Origin of the sequence: Mycobacterium sp. E2462 (assembly GCF_001672685.1) — a bacterium.
GTDB lineage: Bacteria > Actinomycetota > Actinomycetes > Mycobacteriales > Mycobacteriaceae > Mycobacterium.
The window spans coordinates 1-11,058 of record NZ_LZKC01000153.1; the positions used below are offsets into that span (position 1 = coordinate 1).

Here is an 11,058-nt window from a genome sequence, read left to right on the forward strand (position 1 = left end):
GCGGGCGCGGTGCTGGAGTACGCGGGCTGGGCGGTGGCGATGCACCTGTGGTTCTTGGCCGTGTATCTGGTGGTCGTGTCCCTGACCCCCATTGCCGTTGCCGCGCAACGCCGCTGGGGGCTGCTGGCGCCGTCCGCCCTGGCGGTGGCCGTCGCCGTGGTCGACGCGGTCCGGCTGGGTGCTCACGTGCAATACCTAGACTGGTTGAACTACCTGCTGGCCTGGGGAGCGCTCTATCAGCTCGGGATCTGCTGGCGCGGCGGCCATTTGGCGGGCCGCAGGCCGGCGCTACTGGCCGCGGCGTCGACGGCGACGCTGGCGCTGCTCATCTGGGCGCGGCTGTATCCGGTCAGCATGATCGGCGTCCCGGGCCAGACGATCGACAACACAACCCCGCCCACCGTGGCGCTGCTGGCGTTCGCCGGCGCGCAGACGGGAATCGTGATGGCGTTGGCGCCCACGCTGAACCGGGTGTTGCGGGCCGCGGGCGTCCGGCGCGCGCTGGCGATCGGTAACCGCAACATCATGGCCCTGTACCTGTGGCACATGATCCCGGTCGTCGTCGTCGCGGTCGTCGGCTATCCGGCCGGACTCTTGCCGCAACCGGAGGAAGGCACCGCCGACTGGTGGCTGGCCCGGGCGGAGTGGGTTGCGATCCTGGCCGCCGTGACCGGCGCGGAGATCGCGGTGCTGTGGGTGGGCCGGCGGGTCTTCGCCGCGCCCCTCCCCCAGTTCGGCGTTCCGTGGCCGCAGCGCGCGGGTGCACCGGTCCTGCTCCTCGGCGCGGCGATGGCGGCCTACGCGCTGTCGGTGCTGGCCGCCGGGGGGTTCGCTCCCGACGGCCAGTTTCCGTGGTGGGTCGCGGGGCTGTTCGCCGCCGGAGTGCTGCTGGTGGCGCTGCGTCCCACCCGCGCCGCCCGTCCGCAGCCGGCGTCGCGGGACGGGCGCCCGGCGTCCTAGCCGCCGTGCGCCGGGAGCACGTGGTCGGCGAGCTTATCGGTGGACAGACACAGCGAGCAGACGTGCGCGCCGTGCGTCTGGCAGGCCAACACGTCGGGCCGCTCGTAATCGTGATGGCAGACATGGCATTTCAGCTGCGCGCCCGAGGGGTTGCCGTGTTCGTCGTACATCGGAAGATCGATGCCGTCGTCGTGACGTCGCAGGTAGTACCTGCCCCCGGTGGCCACCGCGAGGATCGGCGGCAACGCCACGGCGATCACGATCGCCACCAGCGGCGAAAACGGCCGCAGGGTGGCGCCAAGCCCGCCGAAGAAGGCCGCGACGGACAGGCCCGCGGCCAACAGCATGGAACCGAACCCGACCGGGTTGATCGCGTAGAGCATGCCGCGACGAAACTCCGGCACTTTCGGCGACAGCTTGAGCAGGTATTTGTTGAAGACGATGTCCGACGCTACGGTCACCACCCAGGCCATCCCGCAGTTCGCGTAGAAGCCGAGGATGGTGTTCAGGACGTCGAACATGTTGGCTTCCATCAGGACCAGCGCGATGGCGAGGTTGACGCCCAGGAACACCACGCGTCCCGGGTAGTGCTTGGTGACGCGGGTGAACGAATTGGTCCACGCCAGCGACCCCGAGTAGGCGTTGGTCACGTTGATCTTGACCTGGCTGAGCACGACCAACACCACGGCCAGCGTGAGCGCCAGCCAATTCGGCATGAAATTGCGGTAGATCAGCAGGAATTGGTGCACGGGCTGGTTGGCGACCGGGGTGGAGCCCGCGACATGGGAGATCAGGTAGACGGCGAGGAACAAGCCGATGATCTGTTTGAGCGCCCCGAACACCACCCAGCCGGGGCCGGCCAGCAGCGTCCACGTCCACCAACTGCGCGCGTTGGCGGGGGTGCGCGGCGGCATGAACCGCAAGTAGTCGATCTGCTCGGCGATCTGGGCGATCAGCGACAGGCACACACCGGCGGCCAGCAGGCTGGACCCGGCGTTCACCGCGCCGCTGTGGGCGCGCCCGCCGTAGGCGAAGAACTGCTGAATCGACTCCGGGTGGCTCACCACGAGATAACCAAACGGGATGACCATCAGCACCAGCCACAACGGGGTCGTCCAGAGTTGGAGCTGTGACAGCACTTTCATGCCGTAGATGACCAACGGGAAGATGACGAGCGTCGAGCAGGCATAGCCGGCCCAAAGCGGCACTCCCAGGCCGAGTTTGAGGCCCTGGGCCATGATCGAACCCTCGAGGGCGAAGAAGATGAACGTGAACGTCGCAAAGATCACGTTGGTCACGACCGAGCCGTAATATCCGAACCCGCTGCCCCGCGTGATCAGATCAAGGTCAAGGTTGTAGCGGGCGGCGTAGTAGGCCAACGCACGCCGGTCGCGACGATCACCGCGGCGAAGATCGCGATGCCGCACAACGCGTTGCCGGTGCCGTAGGCGATGCCGATGTTGGCTCCGATCGCGAAGTCGGCGAGATAGGCGATGCCGCCCAGCGCCGAAACTCCCACCACGGCCGTCGACCAGCGCCGGTAGCTGCGGGGCGCGAAGCGCAGCGTGTAATCCTCCAGCGTCTCGCGCGTCGCCGTCATCGTGTCGAGGTCCGCGGTGGCGGACGGGTTGTCGGTGTCCTGTTCGGTCATGCACGCCTCCCACGCCGGTTCCGGCCGAACATAGCCGACGTGGGTTTCGGGCAGGTGACGAGAAACGCCCACGCCCCGCCCGCAGCGGCCAGCCCGCCGCGTGGCCGGCCCGGCCGCGGACGCGCGGGTGACGAGGTCAGGCCTTAGGCCGGGCGACGATCACGGGCACTCGAACCGAGTGCACCACCGCGTTGCTGACCGAGCCCAGCAGCAGGCGAGTCAACCCGCCACGGCCGTGGCTGCCGACGACGACAAGCTGTGCGCCCTCGGCTTTTTCGGCAAGCTGCCGGGCGGGATGATCGCGCACCACGATGCGGTGCACGGGGACGTCGGGATAGGGTTCGCGAAGGCCGGCCAGGCTTTCGGCGAGGTGCCGCTCGGCTTCGGCCTCTACCATCGACCAATCCAGGTCGGCGATTTCAGCCCCCATCACGTCGCTCCACGCGTGCAGGGCCACCAGATCGACGCCGCGGCGCGACGCTTCGTCGAACGCGATCGCCGTCGCCAGCTCGGACGCGGGCGAGCCGTCGATCCCGACCAGGACGGGCCGACCACCGTGCGGATCCGGCAGTGGCCTGTCGCGGACGACCGCGACGGGGCAGTGCGCGTGGCGCACCACGGTGGACGTGACCGAGCCGAGCAGGCCGCGCGTCAGCGCACCGCGTCCGGCATTGCCGACGACCAGCAACTCCGCCGCCGCCGAGAGGGTGATCAGGGCCAGCGCCGGTGCCGCGTACTCCAGCCGCCGGACGAGCGGAACCTTACGGTCGGCGGGCATCGACTCGTCGGCGATCTTCATGGCGTGCATGACGGCCTTCTTGCCCTCGTCCTCCAGTCGCATGCCCAGCGAATCCGGGTAGGGCACGGGCGGCCAGTAGGCGGTGGGGGTGGCCACCGCGTGCGCGACGGTCAGGGGAACGTTCCTCAGGGTTGCTTCGGAAGTGGCCCACAGGGTGGCCGCTTCGGACGCGGGCGAGCCGTCGACCGCGACGACGACGCCGAGCTTTTCTCCGGTTGTCGACATGTCCATCTCCTCCCATCGCGAATGACGGTATTCGCCGGAGGGCGCGTCGGCGTGAGGCTTTGGTCCTCAGCGGCCGGGCCGTTGGACTTTCGTCACGGTCGGTCGGCGTCGCGCAGCACGTCGATTGCGTCGATGACCCCCGCGACGTGGTCGTCGCTGAGCTTCTCGCCGTCGAAGACGTGGTTGAGCAAGATCTTGAGGTCTTGCATCTGCTGGAGGTACACCAGGCACGGCGGGCATTCGTCGAGGTGCTTGGCGACGATCGCGCCCCAGCGTTGCGGGGGCGAGTCGACGAGGTCGTCGACGAGACGCACGAAATCGACGCAGTCCATGGCGGGCACCGTGTTGTCGTAGACGGTCATCGCTGATACGTCCTCTCCAATTCGTTGCGCAGGTTGCCTCGGGCGCGGTAGAGCAGGGCGCGCTGCGCCTCCGCGGAGAGGTCCAGGATGGCCGCGGCCTCGTCACCGGAGGCGCCGGCGAGGTCGCGCAGAATGATGAGCTGCCGTTGCCGCGGCGGCAGCGCGTCGAGCGCCGCCCGCACCTGCCCGACGAGTTCCTTGGTGACGGTGTGGTCTTCGGGTAGGAAGCGACCCGACGGCGGCACCCGCCAGTGCCCGGCGTCCGGATGCCCGGCGGGGTGCATCCGACCCGACAGCGGGTCGGGGTCGGTGCCGTCGGTCGCGGCCAACACCTCGTGTTGCCGGATCCGCGACTCCCGGCGACGATGCCGGATCGCGGTGTTCTTGACGATGGCGAATAACCAGGTGGCCACGGAGGAACGCCCTTCGAACGAACTCGACGATTGCAGAACCTGCACCCACGCCTCTTGCACGGCCTCTTCGGCCGCGACCGGTGAATCCACCACGGTGCGAGCGAAATTGAGCATCGCCCGGTGGTAGTCGCGGACCAGGCTGCTCAGCGGGACCCCGCCGACGAGAAGCTCGGCGGCCGGCTCGAACCCGGGCCCTTCGGACGGCGATGCCCTCGGCGGTGCCGGCGTCACCGTCGGCCCGGGCCGTCGCTCACTCGCAACGCTCGAGTTCCCACCGCAGCTGACCCTCGGACGGCGACTGAACCGGTATGAACGCGGCCTCGCGGTAGCGCCGGCTCGCGGGCGTGCGGCTCGCGTATCCCTTACCGCCCGCGGTACGGATCTCCAAAGCCGCGCTGCCGCTGGCGATCTCGGCGGACGCGAGCCGCAACGTCAGCAACTCCCTCTTGCTGGGCGGCTGCGTGCCACCGACGCGCGCCGCCAGAGCCGCCAGTTCCTGCTGCGCGGCGGCCAACCGCTGCGCCACGTCGTCGACCTCACCCGCGAACACGGCGTTCACGCCGGTCAATCCGAGCTTCGCCTGGGCCACCGTGGTCTGCGTCAGCCCCAGGCACATCGCTGACTGCAGCACCAGAAACGTCGGCCGGACGGCGGCGAGGAACCCGGCGAAATCGGTGGTCAGCACCTGCTCCGCTGCGACGAACGCGTCCTGCAGTGTCAGATACGACGACGCGGTGCTGCCCATGGCGAGCAGCGAAAAGTGATCTCCGAGCGCGACACCCGGCGTGCCGAGCGGCAGGGCCACGATCAACTTATCGCCGGCCTCGGTTTGCGCGGCGGTGATCATCAGTGAGTCGTCGTACAGATTGCTGGCCCACCGGATGGCGCCGGAGAGCCGGTAACCGCCCTCGACCGGTGCGGCGGAAAGGTCCAGGCTGCCGCAGCCGGCCACGTCCTTGAAGGCCGAGGCCATCCCGGTGACACCCAGCGTGGTCCCGCCGAGCAGCCGTTCGGCCGCGGCGATCCCGAACGGCGTTGCGGCCGTGAGCAAATACTCGACCGCCATGCGATGCGCCCACAGCGAGAAGCCGGTGCTCATGCATTCCGCGGAAATCCGGCCGATCACGTCGGCCATCTGCGGTAGGCGCCCGTCGGCGTTGCCGGGAGCCCCCAGCCCCAGCAGGCCTGCCCCACCCAGCGCCGCGAAGCTGCGGCGCGAGGTGTCTTCGTCACGGTCCAACGCGTCGGCGTGGGCGCGGATGTCCGGAAGGAGTTGAGATTCCAGCAGGCTCAGTCCGGCGTCGACGGCCGCGGTCATCCCTGCACCTCCCCATGCTTCCACGCGTAGTCGAGGAACTTCCCATCGAAAGTCACGATCACCCGGTCGCCCTGCGGGTCGGGCCGGCGTTCGACGCTGAGCTGGAAGTTGATCGCACTCATGATGCCGTCACCGAACTCCTCGTGGATCAGCTCCTTGATGGCGGGACCGTAGACCGACAGCGCCTCATGAAAGCGGTAGATGGTCGGGTCGGACACCACGGCGGGGTCGCTGCCACGGTAGGGCGCCAGCTGCAGAACCGCGACCGCCTCGTCGTCGAGCTCGAGCAGCTCCGCCACGATCGCGGCGTCCTCCGGTGTCATCGGGTGCTGGCCGAGTAGGGCAGCGACCGTCCACGCGCGGTCTTTGCCGATGGATTCGGCGATCTTTGCCCAACTCAACCCGTGTTTGAGCCGTGCCAGCCGGATGATCTGCGCCAGCTCCTGCTTCGTCAATGTGCTTGCCACGCTTGGCCGTCCCGTCTCGAGGGTCTCAGCCGATGGACAGCGTCGAGCCGACGCTCACCGGATTGCTGAACGTGTTGACCACCGGTGACCACGCGATGGCGTTGTCGTGGATTTCCTTGAGCGTCGCCTCGTCGGCGTCTCCCGCCAGCGTCACCTTGCAGCGCACCGCGCTGAAGCCGAGCCGCTTGCCCTCCGGGGTGTCCCCGACGCCCCACACCGCGGAGATGTCGATGTCGCCTTCCATCTCCACCTCGATCTTCGTCAGCGTCACACCGCGGTGGGTGGCGTTGGCGAGCAGCCCCACCGACACGCACGAACCCAGGGCGGCGAGCGCGGTCTCGGAGGGGTTGGGCGCCGAATCGTCGCCCAGCAGCGCGGGCGGCTCGCCCACCAGCATCGGCGCCAGGTCGCGGACGTAGGTCATGTTGCGGAACCCGGTTTCGCACACCGTCTTCGCCTTCAGCGTCTTCTTGCCGGTTTCCGGGTTGGCCTTGGCGTTACAGGAGAGCTTGTCGAGGCCTTCGGCGTCGATGACGAGCGCGTCGCTCATGTGTCTTTCCTTCCATAGCGGGGTGTGGGACCAACATGGGGTTAGTGCGTCGCCAGGGGTCGAGCGTGACGCGGCCCGCCGACGTTTTACCGCGACGACACCGAACCTCACACATCCGTAACCGACCGCCGCCCCCGGCGGGCCGGGCGCCTGGCGCGTTTGCTCAGTCGAAGAGGTTTTGACCGATGTAGTGGCCCTCCTTTGGGGCGGGCGGCACCGCAAAGATTGCTGAGCCGATGTGTCGGATGTATTCGTTCAGCAGGTCGTTGGCGCCCAGCCGGTTCTGCAGCCGGATAAAATCGCGGGGATCTTTTTGGTAGGAGATGAACAGGAGGCCGGCGTTGAGCTGGCCGTTGGCGTCCAGGCCGTCGGTGTAGTTGTAGGACCGCCGGCGGATCATGACGCCGTCGTTGTTCTCCCGGGCGGCGAGCCCGATGTGCGACCGCGGGTCGATGAGCAATCCGCCGTCGGCGCCCTTGGCCGTGAAATCGGGCGCGTCGAATTCCGCCTTGCCGGACAACGGCGCACCCTCTGCCTTGGTGCGCCCGAAGATCCGTTGCTGGTTGCCGATCCTGTCGACGTCCCACGTCTCGAGCAGCATCCGGATCTTGCGGACGACTTGATAGGTGCCGCCGTCCATCCAGGGCTGGTCGCTGTGGTCGACCCACACGAACCGGGCGTACTCCGCGTCGGAACCGATGTTGCGGGTGCCGTCCTTGAATCCCAATAGGTTTCGCGGGGTGCTCTGGCCGGGCCCTGCGGACGCCCGGCCGAAGCCCAGAACCGACCAGGAGGGCGAGACGATGGTGCGGCCGAGGCGGGCCAGGTTGCGGACCGCGTGGTAGCAGACCTGTGGGTCGTCGGCGCACGCCTGGACCGACAGGTCACCGCCGCGCAGCCGGGGATCGAGGTTGTCCCCGTTGAGCGGCGGCAGGTCGGTGAACACGGCCGGCCGTCGGGTCGCCAGCCCGAACCGGTCGCCGAACAGCGACGGGCCCAGCCCGATGGTGACGGTGAGGCTGGCGGGGCTCAGCCCGTAGGCCTCCCCCGTGTCGGCCGGGGGCTGTACCTCGCCCGACGGTTGCACCGTGCCGACGGGCTTGCCCTGCTGCAGAATCGCCGCGGCGGCCGACCAGCGCGCCAGCAGCGTCTGCAACGCCGCACGTCCCACGCCGGCGCCGAGCGCGAACGACATGAACATCGCGTATCGCTGTGGCAGCGTGGCGATTCCGCCCTGATGCGGCTGGTCGTAGAACGGGTAACTGCGGCGCAGGTCGACGGTGTCGTCGGCGGCACCGTCGCGGTCGGTCGCCGCCGCGTACCCGGCGACACCGCCGCCCGCCGCGCCGACGGCGGCACCGGCCAGCATGGCACCGCCGAGCAGGCGCCGACGCGTCACTGAGGGTGGTTGCGCGGCAACACCGTTCGCGTTGTCTTTCACGTGGTCTTCTGCGTCGGCGTCTTTGCCGCCGGAGTCGTGGTGTGCGCCCATGTCAGTGTGCCGCCACGACCTTTTGCGCCACCGTGGACAGGCTTTGGTGCAGCGGCTGGATCACCGCGGTCAGCTTGGGGGCGTCGCTGGCCCGCAACGCGGGAGTGTAGGTCCGGTATCCACCCAACGCGGACGGGTCCCGATACCCGTCGAGGGTGTTCTGCACCGCCTGGAATTGCTGATCGATCTGTTTGACCAGGGCGGCGTCGATCTTGTCCAGTCCCGGCCGCAGCGAGGCGTAGGCCTGTTGCGCGCCTTCGACGTTGCCCGAGAAGTCGACTAGGTCGAGGTGGCTGAAGGCCTCCTCCTCACCGGTGATCTTGGTGTTCTGCACCTCCTCGATGAGGTCACTGGCCCCGTTGGCGAGGTCTTCCGGCTTGTACTCCAGGAGGGCGACGATCGCGCTCAATTTGGCGACGTTGCCGACCAATTCGGAGCTGAAGGCCTTGGTTCCCGGGGTGATTGTGCCGCCTTGCCACAGATCGCGTTCGATGGCGTGGAAGCCTTTCCAGCCCACCTTCGCGTCCACCGGGGTGGACTCGCGCATGTCGATCAGATAATCGAGGCTTCCGGCGTTGTCACCCACCGCGAAGCCCACCAGGATGAAACCCTCGACGGCGGACTCCGAACGTTCCCAAAACAGGCGCGCTTTACCGTAGGCGGCTTTCGCGGCCTCGACGTTGCCCTGCTGCACCGCGGCGTCCAGCGCCTTGACCCCGTCACCGAGTTGAGCGACCTGGTTGACGATGTACGCGGCGTAGTCCTTGGTGCCCTGGGTGAGGATGGTCGCGACGGTGCCCGTCGGCGACGCGGGCGCGCGGCCCGTCACCGTGAGGTTCTGGTATTCGGTGCTCGCGCCGGGGCAGTACAACTGATACGACCCGCCGTCGAGGGTGACGGTGAACGAGACCGGGTCCAGACCCGGGGCCAGGTCTTCCTTTTCACCCACGATGCGCTGGTCCCGCAGCAATTCGACCTCGCTGATCCCCGGCGAGTTGGTGTTGGCGATGGTGAAGGTCACGGGGCCGGCGGGCACGCTGGTGTTGTCGAGGGCGCAGGCGTCTTTGCCGGCGTTGTTGCTCAACGTCACTTTGACCGCGTTGCTGCTGCCGGGTTTGCCGGCGGGCGCCGACCGGCCGCCGGAGTGGCCGCACCCCGACGCCTCGGCCACCACCGCGGCCATCAGCAGACCCGTTGCGACCCAACGCATTCCGCGCGATACGCCCGCTTCGTGTGACGCCCTCACCCGGTCTCCTTTCTTGCGCGGCGGGGCGGCTGCCAGCGCCGCGTCGAGGCTACAGCGCGAACGCCGCAGAGCAGGGCAAGCCCGCCGAGCAGCAACGGGAGCCACACCGCCCACAGCCTGGGTTGCGCCGCGTCGTACCCGTCGGCCGCGAGTTGCGCCGCGGTCCGGCGATCGTCGTCCGCGGTGGTCGACCAATCCGTGGTCAGGCCTCCGATGCTCACCGTCCTGGCGGCGGCCAGGCCACCGCCGGTCAGGGTTGCGGTGCGATTGGTCGACGCTCGCGCGCTCACCACGCAGTCACCGGCGGCCAATACCGAGTACACGGTCGAGGTGTTCCACTGCACGCGGAACGCGCCGGAGGTACGTGCGGCGGACACCCCCACCGGCAACCGGCCGCCCGTTAAGTCGACGAGCTGCTCGAGGGTCACCGTGGGTGGGGCGTCCGCGGCGGCCGCGTCGCCGGCCGTCGCCTGCCAGGCGCGCACCCCGACGCCGTCCACGGCCTGCTCGCCGGCCGGCGACAGCGCCAGGGTGTGCACGTTCGCGGCGTCGGCGATGGTCAGCGTCGCGCGCTGCGGGCCGGTGGACACCGCGACCCGCGCGGTGCGGCCGGCCTGGTCGCTCACGACGCGCTGCCGCCCGCAGCTCACCGGGTGGGCGGCCGGCACGGCGAGGGTCAGCAGGGCGGCGGCGACCAACGATGTCAGCGCCGCGGCCGTCAGCACCCTGGCCCGCGTTCGCGGTGCGGCGGCAAGCCCGTCCGGCCAGCAGAACACGATCAGCACCGGCACCGCGTAGGCCGCCCAGCCCAGCAGTTCGACGAGCCGCGGGTCGGCGGGAATGCCGAACATCCCCGTGATCAGCGCGCCCGGCACGGAGTCCGGGGGTATCCACCGGGACAGGTCGAGCACCCGTTGCTGCCCGAGGTTCACCCAGCCCGCCTCGTGACCCGAGCGCAGGGCGCCCAGCACCAGCCCCGCGGCGATGAGCACCAGGAACACGCCGGTGACGCGGAAAAACCGGCCGAGGTTGAGGCGCAGGCCGCCGGCGTAGAGGCCGGCGCCCAGCCCGATGGCCACGGCGATGCCTGACGCGCCGCCCAGCGCGGCCGCCCACCGGCTGCCATGCGACGTCTGGGCGGCCGCCAGCAGAAACACCGACGTCTCGAAGCCCTCTTTGAGCACCGCCAGGAAGGCCATCACCGCCAGCGCCAGCGCGCCACCGCGGCTCATCGCGCGCCGGGCGTCGCGTTCGAGGCCACCCTTGAGGCGCGCGGAGTGGGTGTTCATCCAGACGATCATGGAGGTGACGAACACCACCGCGACGGCGTCGATGACCGCTTCCATCGCCTCCTGCCGGGCCTGCGGCAGGCTCGCCGCGAAGGCGTCCAGCCCGACGCCGACCGCGGCGCTGACCAGGACCGCCAGCGTGACGCCGGCGACCAGCGGGCGAGTCGATTGGCCGTTTCGTTTGAGGAACGCCGCGACGATGCTCACGATCAGCGCCGCCTCGAGCCCCTCGCGGAGGCCGATCAGGAAGGTGCCGATGAAAACGCCGAATACGCCCTGCATGCGC

At 69.2% G+C, this 11,058-nt stretch carries 10 protein-coding genes and 1 pseudogene; 1 reads left to right on the top strand and 10 read right to left on the bottom strand.

Annotation, left to right across the window (positions count from 1 at the left end):
* Positions 1-960: acyltransferase family protein (locus A5714_RS07030; RefSeq protein ID WP_068284167.1), on the top strand; the 960-nt coding region annotated here is incomplete at its 5' end.
* Here the strand turns inward: A5714_RS07030 and A5714_RS07035 are convergent.
* The 10 genes and pseudogenes from A5714_RS07035 to efeU all read right to left on the bottom strand — a co-directional run bounded on the left by A5714_RS07035 (position 957) and on the right by efeU (position 11,054).
* Positions 957-2,611, bottom strand: a pseudogene (locus tag A5714_RS07035) (cytosine permease). The gene A5714_RS07030 and the pseudogene A5714_RS07035 overlap by 4 nt on opposite strands.
* Before the next feature lie 136 nt (positions 2,612-2,747).
* The gene (locus A5714_RS07040; protein ID WP_068284176.1) at positions 2,748-3,635 is read right to left on the bottom strand and encodes a universal stress protein; all 888 of its coding nucleotides are present in this window, start codon (positions 3,633-3,635) and stop codon (positions 2,748-2,750) included.
* 92 nt (positions 3,636-3,727) lie between these two features.
* Positions 3,728-3,997: a hypothetical protein gene (locus A5714_RS07045; protein ID WP_068068057.1), complete on the bottom strand. Its 270-nt coding sequence runs from the start codon at positions 3,995-3,997 to the stop codon at positions 3,728-3,730.
* Complete coding sequence (locus A5714_RS07050) at positions 3,994-4,641, bottom strand: RNA polymerase sigma factor (protein ID WP_068068055.1); 648 nt, start codon at positions 4,639-4,641, stop codon at positions 3,994-3,996. The genes A5714_RS07045 and A5714_RS07050 overlap by 4 nt, the downstream gene beginning before the upstream one ends.
* 19 nt (positions 4,642-4,660) lie before the next feature.
* The gene (locus A5714_RS07055) at positions 4,661-5,728 is read right to left on the bottom strand and encodes an acyl-CoA dehydrogenase family protein (RefSeq protein ID WP_068284169.1); all 1,068 of its coding nucleotides are present in this window, start codon (positions 5,726-5,728) and stop codon (positions 4,661-4,663) included.
* Complete coding sequence (gene cynS / locus A5714_RS07060) at positions 5,725-6,195, bottom strand: cyanase (protein ID WP_068068047.1); 471 nt, start codon at positions 6,193-6,195, stop codon at positions 5,725-5,727. Before cynS ends, A5714_RS07055 begins: the two co-directional genes overlap by 4 nt.
* A gap of 25 nt (positions 6,196-6,220) precedes the next feature.
* On the bottom strand, positions 6,221-6,745 hold the full coding sequence (locus tag A5714_RS07065; RefSeq protein ID WP_068068044.1) for an OsmC family protein: 525 nt from the start codon (positions 6,743-6,745) through the stop codon (positions 6,221-6,223).
* 163 nt (positions 6,746-6,908) lie between these two features.
* Positions 6,909-8,237, bottom strand: a complete 1,329-nt coding sequence (gene efeB, locus A5714_RS07070; protein WP_082959612.1) for an iron uptake transporter deferrochelatase/peroxidase subunit — start codon at positions 8,235-8,237, stop codon at positions 6,909-6,911.
* Position 8,238: 1 nt separating this feature from the next.
* Positions 8,239-9,447, bottom strand: a complete 1,209-nt coding sequence (efeO, locus tag A5714_RS07075; protein ID WP_369829427.1) for an iron uptake system protein EfeO — start codon at positions 9,445-9,447, stop codon at positions 8,239-8,241.
* A 32-nt stretch (positions 9,448-9,479) separates the two neighbouring features.
* Positions 9,480-11,054, bottom strand: coding sequence for an iron uptake transporter permease EfeU (gene efeU / locus A5714_RS07080; RefSeq protein WP_068284173.1), 1,575 nt, complete (start codon positions 11,052-11,054; stop codon positions 9,480-9,482).
* Positions 11,055-11,058: the final 4 nt, after the last annotated feature.

What these genes read in the sequence shown, in the direction of transcription:
- A5714_RS07040 (WP_068284176.1), bottom strand. Translation starts at nt 3,635, where the DNA reads ATGTCGACAACCGGAGAAAAGCTCGGCGTCGTCGTCGCGGTCGACGGC.
- A5714_RS07045 (WP_068068057.1), bottom strand. Translation starts at nt 3,997, where the DNA reads ATGACCGTCTACGACAACACGGTGCCCGCCATGGACTGCGTCGATTTC.
- A5714_RS07055 (WP_068284169.1), bottom strand. Translation starts at nt 5,728, where the DNA reads ATGACCGCGGCCGTCGACGCCGGACTGAGCCTGCTGGAATCTCAACTC.
- A5714_RS07065 (WP_068068044.1), bottom strand. Translation starts at nt 6,745, where the DNA reads ATGAGCGACGCGCTCGTCATCGACGCCGAAGGCCTCGACAAGCTCTCC.
- efeB (WP_082959612.1), bottom strand. Translation starts at nt 8,237, where the DNA reads ATGGGCGCACACCACGACTCCGGCGGCAAAGACGCCGACGCAGAAGAC.
- efeO (WP_369829427.1), bottom strand. Translation starts at nt 9,447, where the DNA reads ATGCGTTGGGTCGCAACGGGTCTGCTGATGGCCGCGGTGGTGGCCGAG.
- efeU (WP_068284173.1), bottom strand. Translation starts at nt 11,054, where the DNA reads ATGCAGGGCGTATTCGGCGTTTTCATCGGCACCTTCCTGATCGGCCTC.